At 43.4% G+C, this 19,202-nt stretch carries 14 protein-coding genes; 8 read left to right on the forward strand and 6 right to left on the reverse strand.

Translation table 11 applies throughout. From position 1 onward, the window contains the following. Position 1: 1 nt before the first annotated feature. The 3 genes from CWD77_RS02150 (at position 2) to CWD77_RS02160 (ending at position 3,930) form a co-directional block, all read left to right on the forward strand. Positions 2–703 carry an InlB B-repeat-containing protein gene (locus tag CWD77_RS02150; RefSeq protein WP_133120156.1) on the forward strand — a complete coding sequence of 234 codons (702 nt, stop codon included), beginning with the start codon at positions 2–4 and terminating at the stop codon, positions 701–703. Between the two features lie 124 nt (positions 704–827). Continuing rightward, entirely contained in the window at positions 828–1,607 is a 780-nt protein-coding gene (gene hisN / locus CWD77_RS02155) for a histidinol-phosphatase (protein WP_101072912.1), read from the forward strand. Continuing rightward, positions 1,600–3,930 (forward strand): HEAT repeat domain-containing protein, encoded by a 2,331-nt coding sequence (locus CWD77_RS02160; protein WP_165779054.1) that lies wholly within the window; start codon positions 1,600–1,602, stop codon positions 3,928–3,930. Before hisN ends, CWD77_RS02160 begins: the two co-directional genes overlap by 8 nt. 47 nt (positions 3,931–3,977) lie before the next feature. On the opposite strand, the gene CWD77_RS02165 is transcribed toward CWD77_RS02160, so the two are convergent. Both CWD77_RS02165 and CWD77_RS02170 read right to left on the reverse strand, forming a co-directional pair. Further along, on the reverse strand, positions 3,978–5,279 hold the full coding sequence (locus CWD77_RS02165; protein ID WP_101071585.1) for an ABC transporter permease: 1,302 nt from the start codon (positions 5,277–5,279) through the stop codon (positions 3,978–3,980). Then, positions 5,276–6,208, reverse strand: a complete 933-nt coding sequence (locus CWD77_RS02170) for an ABC transporter ATP-binding protein (protein ID WP_101071586.1) — start codon at positions 6,206–6,208, stop codon at positions 5,276–5,278. The genes CWD77_RS02165 and CWD77_RS02170 overlap by 4 nt, the downstream gene beginning before the upstream one ends. Positions 6,209–6,431: 223 nt before the next feature. Between CWD77_RS02170 and CWD77_RS02175 the strand changes: the two genes are divergently transcribed. The 3 genes from CWD77_RS02175 to CWD77_RS02185 all read left to right on the forward strand — a co-directional run bounded on the left by CWD77_RS02175 (position 6,432) and on the right by CWD77_RS02185 (position 9,878). Then, on the forward strand, positions 6,432–7,868 hold the full coding sequence (locus CWD77_RS02175) for a glycogen synthase (protein WP_101071587.1): 1,437 nt from the start codon (positions 6,432–6,434) through the stop codon (positions 7,866–7,868). An 11-nt stretch (positions 7,869–7,879) separates the two neighbouring features. Further along, positions 7,880–9,151 (forward strand): glucose-1-phosphate adenylyltransferase, encoded by a 1,272-nt coding sequence (locus CWD77_RS02180; RefSeq protein WP_101071588.1) that lies wholly within the window; start codon positions 7,880–7,882, stop codon positions 9,149–9,151. Between the two features lie 94 nt (positions 9,152–9,245). Next, a complete protein-coding gene (locus CWD77_RS02185; protein WP_240596601.1) occupies positions 9,246–9,878 on the forward strand; it encodes a 2OG-Fe(II) oxygenase in 633 nt (210 codons plus the stop codon). A 30-nt stretch (positions 9,879–9,908) separates the two neighbouring features. Here CWD77_RS02185 and CWD77_RS02190 read toward each other — a convergent pair whose 3' ends face one another. Both CWD77_RS02190 and sucD read right to left on the reverse strand, forming a co-directional pair. Next, the gene (locus CWD77_RS02190; protein WP_101071590.1) at positions 9,909–10,133 is read right to left on the reverse strand and encodes a hypothetical protein; all 225 of its coding nucleotides are present in this window, start codon (positions 10,131–10,133) and stop codon (positions 9,909–9,911) included. A gap of 272 nt (positions 10,134–10,405) precedes the next feature. Then, entirely contained in the window at positions 10,406–11,272 is an 867-nt protein-coding gene (sucD, locus tag CWD77_RS02195; RefSeq protein ID WP_101071591.1) for a succinate--CoA ligase subunit alpha, read from the reverse strand. Between the two features lie 241 nt (positions 11,273–11,513). On the opposite strand from sucD, the gene dnaG reads away from it, so the two are divergent. Continuing rightward, entirely contained in the window at positions 11,514–13,514 is a 2,001-nt protein-coding gene (gene dnaG / locus CWD77_RS02200; protein WP_240596603.1) for a DNA primase, read from the forward strand. A 90-nt stretch (positions 13,515–13,604) separates the two neighbouring features. After that, positions 13,605–14,411, forward strand: a complete 807-nt coding sequence (locus CWD77_RS02205; protein ID WP_240596605.1) for an inositol monophosphatase family protein — start codon at positions 13,605–13,607, stop codon at positions 14,409–14,411. A 462-nt stretch (positions 14,412–14,873) separates the two neighbouring features. On the opposite strand, the gene CWD77_RS02210 is transcribed toward CWD77_RS02205, so the two are convergent. Continuing rightward, positions 14,874–16,157, reverse strand: coding sequence for an amidohydrolase family protein (locus CWD77_RS02210; protein WP_165779055.1), 1,284 nt, complete (start codon positions 16,155–16,157; stop codon positions 14,874–14,876). Between the two features lie 68 nt (positions 16,158–16,225). Beyond that, a complete protein-coding gene (locus CWD77_RS02215) occupies positions 16,226–19,192 on the reverse strand; it encodes an amidohydrolase family protein (RefSeq protein WP_101071595.1) in 2,967 nt (988 codons plus the stop codon). Positions 19,193–19,202: the final 10 nt, after the last annotated feature.

The raw sequence follows: 19,202 nt of genomic DNA on the forward strand, positions 1-19,202 counted from the left end.
CATGAAATACTCATTACATATATTCACTATTTTGATTCTCTGGATCAGCGGCTGTGGAGAAATATCTTCACCTGCCGACAGGGTAAATATCTCAATCAACGTAAGTCCTTCAACAGCAGGAAACGTGTTGTCAAGCGGGGGAGATGAGGTTGGAGCAACTGCGGAGTTTTTAGCCGTTGCCAACGATGGATGGCAGTTTGCCGGATGGTCGGGTGATGTTGAATCCAATGAGAATCCGCTTTCTGTGGAACTGGAAGATGATATCGCCCTGACAGCAAATTTTGAAGTGAAGAGTAACAACTACCGGTTTGATTTAGAACTGTTTGATGGTGAATCGTATGTGGATTTAGCATTTGGACAAAAACCCGGGGCAACTGACTTCTTTGATTCAGGAATTGACCTGGAAGCTCCTCCGGCTCCGCCCAGTGCTCTTTACGCATGGTTTGAAGGTGATGATAGAAAACTGTTCAGTGATTTCCGTAACTCGTTGAGTTCTGAAATTGTTTGGGATCTGATAGTGGAGTCTGGCCCATCAGAAACGGTTCAGTTATCCTGGAATAGGGACGATGGGCAATTTGTGGGTAGCATGGTGCTCACAGATCGTGATGGAAGCTTTAAAATAGATATGCTTGAGGTCAGCCAGACTACATTGGAGGTAAACGGCAAAAGAAACCTTCAAATTCACTTCGACAATTTGAACTGAAATACGGAATTGATAAAACCTTCATCTTGAATCCTAAATCGTAAGAGAGAATGGATGTATAAATAAGTATCTTTTGTAGAAAGAATATATGTGGAGTTTACCACAGCAAAATGGATACTTTTTCATGCAAAAATCATTACCGGAATTACGAAAAGCAGCTGAAGAGTTCGCAAAAATAGGTGGCGATTCAACTCTTAACTACTTCAAAAAATCTTTTCAGCTCGAATTTAAGGAAGACGACTCACCCGTTACCAATGCCGATCAGACGGCAGAAAAGCTGATTCGAGAGCAGATAAACAAAAACTTTCCTGATCACGGGATTATTGGAGAAGAGTTTGGGGAAGAGAATACAGACAGTGAAGTTGTTTGGGTGCTGGATCCAATAGATGGTACTCAATCGTTTATTCATGGAGTCCCATTCTATACAACTCTGATAGGTATTCTGGTTAATGATAGACCGGAAATTGGTGTCATTTATGCCCCTGCTCTTGACGAAATGGTATCTGCAGCTGTGGGTCACGGTTGTACTCTGAACGGGAAAACCACAAAAGTGAGGGAGTGCACAGATCTCTCTAAAGCGACATTCCTTTCTACAGAAGTTACCACGTTTGAACAGTATGGACTTTCAGCTCCTTTTTTGGAACTTTTAAATCGAACAAGACTTCACAGAACATGGGGAGATGCCTACGGCCACTTAATGATTGCTGCAGGCAGGGCCGATATCATGATCGATCCTATTTTAAATATCTGGGATGCTGCTGCGTTGTTACCAGTAATAACAGAAGCCGGCGGTTCATATACCGATGTACAGGGAAATCCATCTATTAAAACCGGTAATGCAATCTCAACAAATTCTTCATTACTACCTGAAATTCTTTCACTTTTTGATGCAAAAAATGATTAAACAAATTACACTCGTACTTTTTTCCTTCATATCCATTTTTGCACTAATTCCGGATTTATCCGCTCAGAATTGGGACTATGAATCGTACCCTCATCTGCCGTTCGAAATCAGTCATCTGGATGCAGAATTAAATATTTCTGATACGGGATCAATCGAAGGGGACCTGCTATATATGATTCAGCTCAAAGATGGGGACATCGATTCACTGGTATTTGATGCCCGCGATATGGAAATTTTGAGCACTGTTATAAATGATGAAAGCAAAGAGTTCTATTTTGAAAATAACCAGCTGATCGTTTTAACCGATGGCGATTTTAACAGGGGCGATGAAATCTCATTACGAATTCAATATCGAAACAACCCGGTTTTTGGATATTTTCAGACCGCAAAAGGGACATATTTTACGTCTTTATTGCCGTTAACAACTTCGCACTGGCTCCCTGTGCCCGATCATCCCAGAGTTCAGTTTACTTCCGAGATTATTTTCACACACCCGGCTGGAAAAACTGTAGTTTCAAATGGCAGAAGAGCTACAATGGAAATTGAGAGTGTATCAGAAGAGACCACAAGTTTCACATCGAATAAAACGGTTTCGCCGGTTGATCTAAGTTTCGCGATGGGGGATTTGGAGCTGATTTCATCAACTCAAAACAGCAACGATATTCAATCTGAATACAGTTCAATGTTTGAACGCCGTTCAGATCATCAAATTCATATCTATTCTGAAAATTCTGATTTTGAAAGCGATCAGCTGCTTGAAACTGCAGTTGATGCCTATGGTAAATTATATGAGCATCTGAATGTGGGGTATCCGTTCAGGGATCTTTCAATTGTTATTCTTGAAGATGATTTCTGGGAAACCAAATCTTATGGAGCCGGAATCATTTATCTCTACTTGAACCGAGGTGATTTAGAAACACAATTGCAGCGAGCTTTAACCGGAGTCTGGCTGGGAGCTCATCAGAGAACAGAACTTTGGAGTGATCCGGATGCCATTACAGCTTTCCAGGGTTGGACGCTGAACACTCTTTTTGACCTGGATTATGTGTATGAGCAAACCGAGGCTCCATACCATGTTTTTGATGGAAGTTTAAGCTCTAAATGGCAATCAAATTTTGCTGAAAACCAAAATGATAAATTCAACAGCCACTTCGAAAGAGTGTACAATTCCTTGATCTCTGAATCATCTCAAGTCATGAACTGGTATGATCTGGCCAAGGCGATTTATAAAGATTCCGGTTTTCCATATTTCGATACAGATAAACCGGTATTGGCTGAATTGACAAAAGAGGAGGTCTCGGATTATCAATACAGGGCCGAGATGAAATGGGATGAAGAACAACAGAACATCACCGTTACGTTTAATGCTATTTCTGAGCCTGTTAATGAGCTGGTAACCGTGCAGGTCGATGAGTATACACTTCTTGATGAAAAAGAGAATGAGATTACATTTACCGGCGACTCCGACAGTACTGTTTTGAATGTATCTACAAATACTGAAAACATCATGCTAACTATTTTAGGAAGAGATGATATTCGGCTTGAAGTTCAAAAACCATTTGAATTCTGGATACATCAACTGAGGAATTCTGATGATCCTGACCGCCGGGAAGCAGCAGCTGAGGGGCTGGCCAATTATTCGGATAATCCTGATCTGCAACTGGCATTGCAGGACCAGATGCGGAACGAAGAAAACTCAGATGTCTATGCAGAATTGCTGCGAACATTTTCAGCAGTAACTACGGGAGCTACCGGAACAGATCAAATGTTAATCGATCATCTGTCATCCCGTTACAGTAATGAAGTTCGCTTAGCCGCTGTTGAGGGTCTGGCAAATTTTAGAGGAAATGACAGTGTGATCAGTCAATTACGATCGGTAGTGAGTCAAACCGATAACAGTGAAATCAGAACTGCAGCCATTCTTTCTCTGAATGAAGTTGTGGACGTGGATCGTTTTAAGATTCTTGCAGAAGATTTAATCACACAGGAGAGTGTTTTACAGGATGTTCCACTCTTGTTGAATTTACTGTCTGAGAAGGGAGAAACTGAAGCTGCTGTACAATATGCTGACACGTTTTTGGCAGATGGTTTTCCATATTCCATACGATCAGAAGTACTCGATTTGATACTACAGGCTGATCAATCCCGTGAAGGCTGGGAAAATCGCCTGACGCGTCTGCTTGAAGACAGGGATCCAAGGATTCGAATTCAAGCACTGAATGCCCTGGACCGCGTTAGTGATACATTTAGAAGCGAGTGGTTAGATCGGAGAAAGACAGAAGAGTATGATGAGCGAGTGAGGAGAGCTTTAAATCAATTCTAGTTTATAAAAATGTCAGACCGCCTGTGCGCGGTCTGACATAAGTTTTTCTAAGATCGTTTGATCCATTTTGCAAGATCCTTAAAGCTTGCTGTTTTTCCGTAGCTTAAAATTCCTACCTGGTAGATCTTGGAACTCAGCCACATCGTTCCCACAAAAGTGAGCATCATCAAAAGGATAGCAGTTGACGTTTGCCAAAAGGGTACTTCTGTAATGGCAATCCGGGTAATCATCAAAATAGGAGAGAAGAACGGAATAAGCGATCCAACTACGGAAAGTGTACTGTCCGGACTCTGCATCGCGTGGAACATAATTATGTAAGCGATAAAGATCGGTGCAGAGATCGGAAGCATGAGTTGCTGAGTATCGGTTTCAGAATCAGCTGCCGACCCGATAGCCGCAAAAAGAGAACTGTAAAGCAGGTACCCCAGGAAAAAGAAGATAACAAAGTAGACAATTAGGGATGTTTCCAGTGTTGGGATATCTAAAATTGCAGGAAGCTGTTCTTCGGCTTGTGCCAGTTCACCCGACATTTGTGATGACGCTGCATCTGCTCCAAGGATTGAATTCGCCAACGGTCCGGCAATAGCTGACAGACCTGCAAATGCAAGTAACCAGATACCAAATTGAGTGATTGCAATAGCTCCCACACCCGCCATTTTACCAGTAAGCAGTTCAATTGGCTTAACCGATGAGGCGATGACTTCGATAATTCTGTTCGTTTTCTCTTCAATAACACCACGCATGATATATCCACCATATCCGAATATTGCGCCAAAGATGATTAATCCCATAAACATCCCTACGATCGATAAAAATTCGGTGTCATCGTCGGTCTCTTCGCCTTCACGGCTCAACCTGCGGGAGTCCACTTCAACCCTGCTTTCAAATATGTTTCGGATATCTTCGCTAACATCTTCACGACGCAGTCTTTCCTGGCGAATGGATTCTCTGAAATCAGAACGAACGGCCGTCAAAAGCTGCAAACCTCCGCTTCCGCTGTAGATCAATTCGAGATTTTCATTTTCGCTAATGTGCGAATCATCAATAAGTACATATCCGGTAATTTCCTCTCGCTGCACCATGGCACGAAGGGTATCCACAGGGCTGTCTGAATAGTCGATGTACCGATTTTCATCAATTCCCTGAAGATTAGCAATCACTTCACCGGTTTCATCATAAACACCGATGGTAAAATCAATTTCACTGTCCCATGCAGCAATAAAAATTCCAACGCCAATGAATACTGCAAATCCGAGCGGAACCAAAATGGTAGCCCAGATAAATCCTTTGCTTCTAACCCGGGTGAGATATTCACGCTTTAAAACAAGGTAGGTTTGCCTCCAATTCATGATAGCTCAGCCTCCTGCTGTTTTTTGATATTGTCTTCACCGACGGTTGAAATAAATATCTCATTCAGTGATGGTTCAACAAGCTGAAACTTGTGAATCTCGGCTTTTTCCATAGCTTTTCTTAGAATCTCCTGTGAGTTCAATCCGTTTAAGATTCGAATTTCTGCAAAATTTGTTGATCGGTTGTTAATTCGCACATCATCCAGTTCATCCAGGAACCCGCCGTCGCCCTGGAATTCTATTAAAACCGTATTCTTTCCGAAGTCTTTCTTGATCTGGCGTAGGTTTCCGGTTAATACAACTTTTCCGTTGTTGAAAAGGCAGATATCATCACACATCTGTTCCACCTGCTCCATGCGGTGAGTAGAAAACAGTATTGTACTTCCCTGTTCCTTCAGCTCGATGATAATCTCCTTCAGCAGTTCACTGTTGATCGGGTCGAGACCACTGAACGGCTCGTCAAAAATGTATATTTCCGGGTTGTGAACTATTGTTGCAATGAACTGTATCTTTTGGCTCATTCCTTTTGAGAGTTCACCTACAACTTTTGAGTGCCAGTCGTAAGCATTGAAGCGATGCAGCCAGTACTTAATTTTTTCACGCGCATCATTTTTGTTCATCCCTTTTAACTGAGCGAGATACATGAGCTGTTCACCAACCTTCATCTTTTTATACAAACCCCGCTCTTCGGGCATATAACCAATCATCTTCTGAGTTTTGGGGCTTACCTGCTGACCATTAATGGTGATCTCACCTTCGTCCTGAAGAGTGATATAATTGATCATCCGGATGGTAGTTGTTTTACCGGCACCGTTGGGTCCAAGGAGTCCGAAAATTCTGCCTTTTTCCACTTCGAAAGATACGTCGTCAACAGCTTTTGTTTGGCCAAAGCTTTTAGAAACCCCCTCAACTGATATCGTTACACTCATTTAAAAAAGTTAGTTAAAGAATTGATTCTAGATGATGATAGCACTTAGGATACTTTAAAAAAAACAAAGAAAGAAATTATTTGGATACTCAGGGTGTGATCTTTCAGTTCAAGAGAACGATTCATTATTTATCTTAATGATTGCGCATCATTTATTATTTTCTTAATTGAATACAGTAGTATCAACCTACGGACATTTAAAAATTTAGTTATATCTCTTCATTATGAATATTGTTCATATATCGGCTGAGTGTTACCCATATGCGAAAGCCGGTGGACTCGGGGATGTTGTTGGGGCTCTTCCGAAGTATCTTAATCAGAGTGGTCACAGATCACACGTTATTATTCCATTTTACTATAACAACAAATTAAAGAAAGCGAATAAAACACTCGTCTATGAGAGTAATGCTCTTTTAGGGGGTGAACCATTTATTTTCAGGGTGTATAAGATTGATGATAGTCAAGATTTTGATCTGTTTGTAATTGACATTCCCGGGCGTTTTGACAGGCCAGGTGTTTATATCGATCCTTGGTCCGGTCATGCCTATTGGGATGAGAAAGAACGGTTTTTCAGTTTTCAGATCGCTGCCTTGGAGTGGTTAAAGATCCAGGACGAAAAACCGGATATCATACATTCACACGACCACCATACCGGGTTGATTCCGTTTATGATGAGCCAGGCTTTCCGGTTCGAAAAATTCAGAGAAACACCGTCTGTCCTTACCATTCATAACGGGGAGTATCAGGGCAGATATAACCGGGATGATTATGATCTCCTGCCTGCGTTTAATCTGGAAAATCTGGGGCTTTTAGATTGGGATGGAGCGTTGAACTCACTGGCTGCAGGGATTAAATCTGCTTGGAAAGTGACAACCGTATCGGAAGGGTATATGAACGAACTTCTGGAGTATTGTCACGGATTGGAGCAACTGCTTCGTCACGAAAAAGAGAAAACCACAGGAATTGTTAATGGCATCGATTCTGATGTCTGGAATCCCGCAGATGACCCGTATATATCCGATCACTTTTCAGTTAAAAATTTCAAAACGGGTAAGAAGAAAAATAAAAAGGTTCTCTGTGATGAATTTTCAATTAACCATAATCGTCCCCTGTTTTCATTCATCGGTCGGTTGGTTCGCGAAAAAGGTGCCGATCTCCTTCCGGGTCTGATAAAAAGTTGCCATGAAAATGGAATAGAAGCTTCATTTTTGGTTCTGGGAACGGGTGACCCCGGTTTGCATCAAATCTTTGAAAATCTTCAAAGTGATTACGTCGGATATTTTGATACCCGGCTGGAATATAACGAGAAGTTAGCTCACCAGATTTATGCGGGTAGTGATTTCCTGCTTATGCCTTCCAGGGTTGAACCTTGTGGATTAAATCAGCTTTATGCCATGCGTTATGGTACAATTCCGGTGGTAAGAAAAACCGGAGGATTAGCCGACACAGTCATAGATTTTGAAGAGAAGAACGGCTATGGTGTAGTTTTTGATGAGTTTGATCAAAAGGAGGCTGTGGAAGCAGTTAAAAGGGGAGTGGAACTATTCAACATAAAACAGTTATTTAATAAGAAAGTAAAGCAGGTAATGTCACTCGATTATTCCTGGAAAAGTTCAACCGGCAATTACATAAAATTATATCATTCATTGCTAAATAAATAAGGGGTTCAACTATGAAAGAGAAGACCATTGCAATTATTTTGGGGGGAGGAAGAGGTACAAGGTTACATCCTCTTACCTATCACAGAAGTAAACCGGCAGTACCCGTTGCGGGTAAATATCGGTTAGTAGATATACCGATCTCCAACTGTTTAAATTCCGGGATTCGAAAAATATTCGTACTTACTCAGTTCAATTCCGCTTCGTTGAACCGACATATAAAGAATACGTACAACTTTGATCTCTTCTCTCACGGATTTGTTGATATTCTCGCTGCCGAACAGACTCCTAAAAGCAGTAACTGGTTTCAGGGAACTGCTGATGCAGTGCGCCAATCCATTCATCACCTCGCCAATCATGAATATGACTATGTGTTGGTTTTATCCGGTGATCAGCTCTATCAAATGGACTACGATAAGCTGATTCAGGATCATAAGCAGCAGGGAGCCAACTTAACGGTAGCAACCATACCTGTTACGGCAGAGGATGCTTCCGGATTTGGCATTATGAAGACCAACAAAGATGGTCAAATCGACTCTTTTGTAGAAAAACCTGCTCCGGAGGAGCTGTCTAAATGGTCATCAGAAACTACCCCGGAGCTGAAAGAGGAGGGTAAAGTTTACCTGGCTTCGATGGGAATCTATGTATTCAATAAAGACGATCTGAACAGACTCTTTGAAGAGAATCCTGACGCTACTGATTTTGGTAAGGAAATTATCCCCAAAGCGATAGATGAAGGTGCAAAAGTGAATAGTTACCCGTTTGTAGGATACTGGACGGATATCGGTACAATCTCCTCCTTTTTTGATGCAAATATTGCGTTGACGGAAACGTTGCCGAAGTTTAATCTCTTTGATAATGAGCGTCAAATCTATACACGTGCACGTTTGCTGCCAACTTCAAAATTGACGGGTACATCGCTCGAATATGTAATTGTAGCGGAGGGATGTATCATCGAGGCCAGTCGGATAGAACGATCTGTAATTGGTATCCGATCCAGAATCGGCAAAGGAACCACAATCGAGTCCTCAATTGTGATGGGTAACGATAATTTCCCTACACCGGTTGATTTGGATATGCAGAGCAGTGAGATGCCGTTGATGGGGATCGGTCAGAGATGTTATATCAGCCGCGCCATTGTAGATAAAAATGTTCGCATTGGGAATGACGTTCGAATTGTAGGCGGATCTCACCTCGAGGATGGAGAATATGATCATTATCATGTTGTAGACGGAATAGTCATCGTTCCAAAAGGAACGGTTATACCGGACGGGTTTACAATTTAGTGCGATATATTTTTGTGGAAACTATTCCTGGTTTTGGGAGAAGTGCGTAATTTCATTCTGCTTACTGACGACTGTTGGTGGGATTAATCTAAAAATGTATGGAATTATGTTTACGGATGAACAGTGGATTCATTGGTTTGATAAATTGGCTGAAGACGACTATGTAGTTGTCGATGATTTTCTGTCGAATGAGCAGTACCGCCTCACTATGAACTTCTTTAAACAGGCTGAAGAGAAGAATCATTTAAAAAAAGCCGGAATTGGGTCCTCAGGAGAGTTTCAAATCAAATCGTCTGTACGGGGTGATTTTATCTACTGGCTTGAAGAAGAACGGGACACCGAACTATCTTCTTTTTTTGATATAGTACATGATTTAATCGCAAATCTAAGGCGGTTCTGTTTTCTGAGTTTGTCCGGATCGGAATTTCACATTGCAAAGTACCCCGAAGGATCTCACTACGATCGTCATCTCGATCAATTTAATGAGCGGTCTAACCGTCAAATTACCGTGCTGATCTATCTGAATGAAAACTGGAAGAAGGGAGATGGCGGTGAGCTGGTAATCTACAAGGATGATCAGGAGATTGTTGTTGAACCGATTGCAAAGCGACTGCTCTTGTTCAAAAGTGATATGATTGAACACGAAGTATTAACGACGAACGTGCCCCGCTACAGTTTAACCGGCTGGCTGCTGCATCAACCGGCCTCAGTAGGTTATCTGATTTAAAAAAATCATAAAACAGTGAGTTCTGAAAGTTCAGGAATCATCCGTTTGCTGCAGCGTTTCTTTGCTCAATAAATCAATCTCCGTCAATTCCATATTGACCTGCTGAGGTTCAGCTTCTTCAGGATCTGAATTTTCGTGAATGGCTTCCGTTTCAAGCCGGTTTTCCTCGTGAATAGTTTTGTCAAGTACTTCACAACCGATAACAAGTAAGATGGATGTAATGAGCAGGGAGATACTGGTGAGTATCGTTTTCATTCCAGTTAAAAAATGCTTTTGAATTAATAAGTTTCCTTTAGCTTTGAATACTTTTCGAATGGGAAAATGTTCCCAATAAATTTAAGCTTTGCAGGGATAAATTAGCGGCCACAAAAGTATGGGATTCGATCGGATTTAATCAACAAAATTTACAACCGATAGTAATTACCTTTCTATGATTAAAGAGATGTCTACCCAAGAAAATCAGGTAACAAAAAAAGCCACCCTGAAAACTCAGAGTGGCTTTTGAAATTTTTAGTACCGAAAAAGAGTTAGAGAATCTCCTTCAGTGTTACGCCGATTTCTGCAGGACTTTCTGCTACGGTTACTCCGGCATCTTTCAGTGCTTTCTTCTTGTCGTCTGCACCGCCTTTTCCGCCTGAGATAATTGCACCTGCGTGTCCCATTCGTCGTCCGGGAGGCGCTGTGCTTCCGGCGATAAATGCTACAACAGGCTTGTCTACGTTTTCTTTGATGTAAGCGGCAGCATCTTCTTCAGCAGACCCGCCAATTTCACCGATCAATACGATAGCGTCTGTATCCGGATCATCCTGGAAAAGCTTTACAGCATCAGTGTGCGTGGTTCCGATAACCGGGTCACCACCAATTCCAATCGCCGTGCTCTGTCCGAGCCCAACCTTTGTTAACTGATCAACAGCTTCGTACGTCAGAGTTCCAGAACGGGAGATCAGCCCTACGTTGCCGGGAGTGAAAATCATAGCCGGCATAATACCAACTTTAGCTTCGCCCGGGGTTATGACACCGGGACAGTTTGGTCCGACCAGAGTAGCACCGTGACGGTCGCAAACTGTTTTTGCTTTTACCATATCCTGTACCGGAATTCCCTCAGTAATACAGATGATCACTTTAATTCCGGAAACAGCAGCTTCAATAATTGCATCAGCCGCAAATGGAGGCGGTACAAAAATTACAGAAGTATTTGCACCTTCTTCGTTTACAGAATCAGCTACAGTATTAAAAACAGGTCGGTCTAAATGTTTTTGGCCACCTTTGCCCGGTGTAACTCCACCAACTACATTTGTTCCGTATTCAATCATTTGGCCGGCATGAAATGTCCCTTCACTACCGGTAAAACCCTGCACAATCAGCCGGGTATCTTTACCAACTAATACACTCATGAATCAGGTTAGTTTATTTTAAAATTTTGATTAAAATATCTAACCTTGAATATACCATCATTGATCAGATTTTCCCAAGAGAGCCTCTAACAAATCTTGACTAAGACGGCCCCATACAAATAAATCCTTTGTTGAATCTGAGCGGGAGATTTGCTCATCTGTTTTAAAAATTAAATTCCTCGATTTAATTGAAATCCGGGATCTATTTAGTCTGATCTATTTTGTATTTTCAAAACTCATTATGATGATACCCGAGAATAAAAAAGAAGAAATACGTGAGACGGCAGATATCGTTGAGGTAGTCGGCGATTACGTGAAGCTCAAGAAGTCCGGAAGCGGATTTGTCGGACTCTGTCCATTTCATAATGAGAAAACCCCTTCATTTCATGTGACCCCGAATATGGGGATCTACAAATGTTTTGGGTGCGGAGAGAGCGGAGATGTTTTCAGTTTTGTGATGGCAATGGAGGGTGTGGGTTTCCCCGAGGCGCTGCGCTCACTGGCCGATCGCTACGGTATTGATATTCCGGATGAGCACGTTGAAGGAGATGACGAGAGAACTAAAAAAAGAGAAGGTGTTTATCATGCGCTGAAATATGCAGGACTTTTCTTTTACCGACATTTACTCGAAACCGAAGACGCGGAGAAAGCCAGGGCATATTTAAAAAAACGGGGATATGACAAATCCATTATCCGAAAATTTGGATTGGGCTACGCTCCGAAAAATTCACAACTTTTAAAAGCGGCTGAGAAAGAGGGTATCCCTGAAGAGTATCTTGCCGAGGCGGATCTTGTAAAACCCAGCAATCGCGGGGATGGATTTTACGATACATTCCGGGATCGGCTGATGTTTCCAATCTTCAATCCATCCGGCAAAGTCATCGCTTTTGCGGGACGAATACTGGATGAGGAAAAGAAAACAGCCAAATACGTAAATTCGGCTCAAACCCTTGTTTACAATAAAAGTGAAGTAGTTTATGGAGTGAACTTTTCAAAAAATGACATCAGAAAAGAGGGTGAGGTAATTCTGGTTGAGGGTTACACGGATGTCATTTCCATGCACCAACACGGTGTAAAAAATGTGGTATCGTCGAGTGGAACATCTCTTACGGCAGGACAGATTAAGATTTTGCAGAGGTACGGTAACCGGATTGTGATGATTTACGATGCCGACAGTGCCGGACAGAAAGCGATGGAGCGTGGGATGAATATCGCGCTGGAGCAGGGCATGGAAGTCTTTTTAATGCAGCTGCCCGATGGTGAAGATCCCGACTCGTTTGTGAAACAGTTTGGGCAGGAATCATTTTTAGATTATAAACGGAAAAACGCCGAAGATTTTGTCACATTCTCGATCCATAAAGCGGAGAAAGAGGGACGGATGGAGAGTCCCGGTGATCGAACAGCGGCAATCAAGTCTGTGTTAGAAAGCATTGCGCTGATTCCGGAAGAACTGGACCGGCAGGTGTACGTTCAGCATCTTCATCAGCAGACACAAAAATACCGAAAAGGGAGTGATCGTGAACTCTTTCAGCTGCTGGACAAAATTGTTGCGGATCAACAGAAACGAAGTCGGTACAAAGAGAGGAATCAATCGGCTCCTTCTGCTCCGGTTCCGCATTCCGTAGGGGATGAACCTCCACTTCAGCAAAGTGAGTATCCGGAATCCACGCCTGCTCAAAAGAAAAAGCCTCATTACGAAAAAGAGATTATTCGACTGATGCTGCAATTTGGTGAGAGGATGATCAAATTTATTGGCCATAATGTTGCGGAAGATCATTTTGAGGATGATGAACTGCGTGAGTTCTATAGAGATATCATCAAACGCCACATTGAAGAAGAGGAAGTAACGGTTCAGCACTACACAAACCGTGAGAAACCATTTCCAACTTTGGTTGGCGATATCGTTTTGGAACGTTATTCAGTGAGTGAGAAGTACGTTCAAAAAACAGGGAATGATGTCAAAAAAGACAGGAATCCATTTAAGACGGCAAAATACTCCATGAAACCTCTGCGGCTTTACTTTCTGGAACGAAAGAGAAGAGAGCTTACGGAGAGAATGAAAAAAAGCGAAGATGAAGAAAAGTCGAAACTGATGAAGTCGATCACCAAGCTTCAGAAAGAAATCACTCGAATTCAGAAAATATCTGCCGATGAACTGTTTGAAGACCCCGACTTTCTGAAGAACGATAGCTCTGCTTCTGTTTCCGGACGTTTTGAGTATAAAATGAAAGGGGATAAGTAAATGTGAGATGTGAGATGTGAGACGTGAGATTTGAGACTTGAGAAATGGGATTATCATTCAAAATTCATCATTTAGTAATTCAACATTTTTATGAATAACGACCTAAACATTGCCTTGAACGCCGCACGCAAGGGTGTCGAGACTATTAAAAGCTATCAGTCGAAAGCATTGAATACGCGTGAGAAGGGACATCACGATCTGGTGACGGATGCAGATCTGGAGACGGAGAGGAATATTCTATCCTATCTTAAGGAGCACTGTCCGGATGATATGATATTGGCTGAGGAGACGAAAGCTCACGAAAAGTTAAGTGGTGCACGGACATGGATTGTTGACCCCATTGACGGGACTACTAATTTTGCTCACGACTTTCCGGTATACTGTGTTTCTGTAGCGATGTGGGAAAATAAAGAGGCGCAAGTGGGTGTGGTAATTGAAGTGAATCGTAACGAGGAATTTACGGCAGTAGCCGGTGAAGGAGCGTGGCTGAACGGAGAAAAAATCAGGGTATCCAATACGTCAGAACCGAAAGATGCGTTTATCGGAACCGGTTTTCCCTATAATGATCTTTCACTTGTTGAATCTTACCTAAAACTCTTTCGACACCTGATGGACGAACTTCAGGGAATTCGCAGGCCCGGAGCGGCTACCTTTGATCTTTGCTGTGTAGCCTGCGGAAGGTTTGATGGATTTTTTGAATATTCTCTCCAAGCCTGGGATGTTGCCGCAGCTGCGCTCATTGTTAAAGAAGCGGGCGGTGTAATAACTGATTGGAAAGGCGGTGATGACTGGCTCTTTGGTCAGCGAATTATCGCTGGAAATCCGAAGATTCATCAGGTGCTTCTGGATCGGGTTGAAGAGTTTATACCAATTGAACAGAGAGAAGCAGTGGTTTGAGTTTTAAATGAACCGTCTGACGGATGACCTATTTCAACCTGACAGCGTGCCCGACTGCATTTGGAGGGTTCCTGTCAGCGTTGAGTTTGAATTCAGTACCGACGCTTTCAGGACTTTCACTTCGTGTTCAAAAAATGAGCGCTCTGCTCCAGACGCTGACAGGTCATGGGTTAATACTATAAAATGGAAAACCCCACCAAACGAATGTCTGATGGGGTTTGGTTAAATTTTGATGATAACCGTCTGACAGGTAAGAATGTTATTGTGAGTTCAATATAGAGTCATTGAATTTGGATTAGAATAGTCCCCTCATTTTCAAGGAGGGGATTTAGGGGAGGTTCAAACAAAGCCGGGTACCAATTCTCAAACTTTAAATCTTTTGCAAGTAAAGAAAACCACCCCCAACCCCTCCTTAAGAAGGAGGGGAGACATATTAATCCGTCGGAAGGGGATGTGATTTATTTACCTCTCAGCACTGCGCTGTTCTACTTTTTCGTGATACTTTTCATAAAGCTGACGATGCATGTCCATCATATCGCTTTCTCTTCCTTCAACATAAACCTGTTCAATCTGAGTGCTGTACTCAATTGGATTCCCGGTTGTTATGAGAAGAGTTGCATCCTTTCCAACTTCAAGAGTTCCGATTCGATCATCCAGACCGAGTATAGTGGCCGGAAAGGAAGTTACGGATCTGAGGGCTGTATCCGCATCTAACCCAAATGCGGCTGCGGCACCGGCTTCGTATGGAAGTCGATGAGCGTACGGAGCACTGGATCCGCCGGCAATGGCAAACTGTACTCCGGCTTCGTGTAGTTTAGAAGGCAGACTATATCGTGCATCATAGCTCTCCCAGTCCCTGTTCGAAGAGGTGAGAACACTTGTAACAATAACAGGTATCTGCTTTGTTTTGAGGTGATCGGTTACAAGGTGCGCATCCGAACCGCCCAGAATAATCAGCCGAACTCCTTCCTCTTCAGACCATGTAATCGCATCCTGAATCTGACGAACTTCGTTTGCATTCACAACGACCGGGACATCCCCTTTGAGTACAGGTATCATCGCTTCCCATCGGCTGTCGAGATCATGGCGTTGGGCCTGTCCGGAATCCATCGCCTCACGTGCAGTTCGATAAGCTTTTGCATCTGCAAACGTGTCCCTAATCCTGCGAAGATTATCTTCATAATTATCATTACCGGCATTTGGCCAGTTTACTATCAGTCCGGTACTTGATTTCAGGATCATTTCATCCCATGACCAACCGTCCATTTTCATGGCTGATGATTGTCCGGAGATGATTCCGCCACCGGGTGATGTTACAGAAGTTAAAACACCGGCAGAACGTGCAATACCAATATGACGACTTTCCGGATGAAAAGCTCTTTCGGGCAGTACATTCGGGTTTATTAAACCCTGTTCGTTGACATCAACTGTCATATCCACGGCTCCAATTTCATAAATTCCCATTTGGTTATAGGAATCGATTAAACCTGGATAGATCTGTTTTCCGGAAACATCTTTTGTCCGAACACCTGCAGGAACGTTGATATCAGAACCCAGAGCGGTAATTTTTCCATCTTCGAAAATGATGGTTCCATTTTCAATAACATCACCTGCAAGTGTATGAATGGTGCCACCTACAAGTGCGATAGGCTCACTCTGTTTGGGTGCAGGTATTTGGGCTTCCAAAGCGGGAGCAAACATCAGACAAACTGCAAACAGTGTAAGCGATAAGATTACGTTTTTCATGGTTGATAAATTTGAGATGTTCAATCGATTTTGCTGATTGTGAAGAGAAATTGATTTTACTTTTTCCATTATTTCTCCTCCATAATTAGTCGAATGAGCTGTGCGCGCTCTTCCTCAACTGTTTGGCGTAGTTCCCTGTCTTCATCGAGGTCGAAATATTTACGGCCGTCTATCCAGGTCTGCTCTGCTTTGGTGAGGGTAGAGAGCGGATCTCCGTTCCAAATTACAAAATCGGCATCCTTGCCGTTTTCGAGTGATCCGACCCGATGGTCTACACCAAGAAGCTTGGCTGTACTGATAGTTACCAACGAAAGCGCATCTTCAGGATCCATTCCGGCCCGTACCATCTTAGCCGCTTCCCAGTTCATACGGGATGCAATCTGGCTGTTGTCGGAGTGAAGGGAGGTGAGTACACCTGCTTCTGTCAGAAGTTTGGCGTTGTAGAGTATTCCGTCCTGGGCTTCCATTTTAAAAGATGACCAATCGGACCATACAACAGCACCGGCACCGTGTTCAGCCAATTCGGGAGCTACCTTGTACGCTTCAACACCGTGATGGAATGCTTTGATCGTGAAATCAAAACGTTCAGCCAGGCGCATCAGCATCAGAATTTCATCCTGACGGTAGCTGTGCGATTGTACCAGAATATCTCCATTCAGAATGTCTCGCAGTGCATCGAGTCTGAGATCTTTGCGAGGAGGTATTCCTTCTCCGGTCTCATTCCACTCATTCCAGCGTGCTTCATAATCGCGGGCCATTCTAAAACGATCTTCAATCATCTGTTCGGTACCCATCCGGGTTTCCGGGTAGCGGTCTGAACCAACACGTTTTGGATTTTCACCCAGTGCGAATTTTACGGTACGGGGAGCATCATCAATTTTAAGATCATCAGATAAAGAACCCCATCTCATCTTGATATGTACGTTCTGTCCGCCAATGGGATTTGCAGATCCGTGCATAACATGAGCTGTAGTCAATCCACCGGCAATCTGGCGATACATCCAGATGTTATTGATGTTTAGAACATCACCCATGCGAACTTCTGCCGTGATTACGTTTCCAACTTCGTTTACACCGTTCACACCGGAGTGGATGTGGGCGTCGATCAGACCCGGGGTAACATGTTTGCCTTCTGCATCAATTTCGACGGCATTTCGTGGAGCACGCAGGTCCTGTCCAATTTCTTCTACTTCGCCGTTCGAGATAATCATATCAGCATTTTCGAGAATACCCTCGGGTCCCATTGTCCAAATGGTTGCATTCCGAACGATCACATTTCTTGGCTGCTCGGGAATCGCGTTTCGACCGTACTCCATAGCAGGACGCAGTTCGGAGAGTTGAAGATCCCGATTCATGGTTTCTGCTGAATCCTCAGACTCACTCTCTGTTACAGAGCCGGTGCGTGTGGCACTAAACTGAACCCGGTCTCTGCCGGTTACTTCAGCCCAGCCACGAAGATTGTCTCCATCTACGGATCCGGTTAACCGTACCGGTCCTTCGAGACCCAGTTCGTTGCCGGAAAAGTCGGCTCTGAATCGTCTGGCCTGATCCTGCATGGAAGCAGACATCAGATCAATTTCGTCGCCGTTTATTGTTACGGTTCCGTTCAGTCGGCCGGGTCGGGACTCTTCAACCACCAGTGTACCGTCTATTGATCCATCGGTTGATACAATTTCCCATTCACCGCGCGGGTCAAGTTCCTTTTCGGGGTTTATTCGATAGTGAGAACCATCAACCCAGAGATCGATGATTTTGGCACCATTTTCAAAAAGGTCTCCATCAGCTACAATGATGTTCGCTGCTTTGCCGGCTTCAAGTGTTCCGTGTGTGGAATCTATTCCCAAAAGACTGGCAGGGTTGGATGTTAACGCAGCCAGTGCAGTCTCTTTATCAAGACCCAGTTGTACAGCTTTTCTCAAATTTCCTAAGAAGTCACCCGGTTTTTCCAATCCTGCGGTTGTGAATGAAAACAGAACACCCGCATCTGCCACTCTTGCAGGATTTTCAGGAGCAAGATACCAGTGGCGAAGTTCCGCAAGATCTTCACTGAGCGCGTCCTCAGGTGTTTCAACATCCGGAGCTTCAGGATAGTCAAGAGGCAAAATAAGGGGAGCATTATGCTCACTTAATACATCCAGAACTTTATATTCGTGACCATTTCCCAAAATCCAGGGATTGATAGAACTGAATTCATCTTTAAAACGCAATGCACGTAAAATTTCTTCATCACTTTCGGTATGAAATATCAGCGGCTGATCTCCATGAACGGCATCACGAAGGGAGGCAAGCGGTGCATTCGATTCCGGCCGTTCCAGTGAAGGATTACTTCTGTACGCCTCATGAGCTCTTTCATACCAATCGGCATCGTAAAGTGTCTGACGAATAAGGGCGATGACACCAATTTGAGAAGTGGGATAGGTAAAACCGAAGTCCCGGTTTGTGGAAAGAGATACACCCTGTGCAATTCGATCCATAACCACACGATCGGAAACATCTCCGTCTTTGAGACTGATAACGGCTGCTTCACCTTTAAAAATACCGAGTGGCGGCATAGAAAGAGCCGCTGTAAAACCCTGGCTTCTCAGCGCAGAATTACCATCATCTTCTGTATCAAATTCTTGTTCTGCTTTAAGATGTGATCGCAAGTTCGGGTTCCAGGAGTTGTTTCCTCGATCGAGTTCAACACGAGGTTCATTCATCCCAACATCGCTGTAAGAGTCGATAAATCCGGGGTAGAGGGTTTTCCCTTCCATATCCCAGACACGGGCATCGGAGGGAGGAGAAACGCGTCTTCCAACGGCTTCAATCACACCGTCTCGGATCACCAGCGTAGCGTTGTTGATGGTTTGACCCGGTGCAGTTACAATAGTAGCATTAGTGAAAGCATGAACATTTGGTGTATTGTCTTTCATGCCGTCAGTAGGGGCTGTTTGGGCAACCAGCAGTGCCGGAAGGGCAGCGGTAATCATCAAAACAGCCATACACTTCAGAAGTGTCGTATTAATTTTGTCAAAGAGATGGTACATATGATTCATAGAATCTAAG

The organism is Rhodohalobacter barkolensis (assembly GCF_002834295.1).
Taxonomy (GTDB): domain Bacteria; phylum Bacteroidota; class Rhodothermia; order Balneolales; family Balneolaceae; genus Rhodohalobacter; species Rhodohalobacter barkolensis.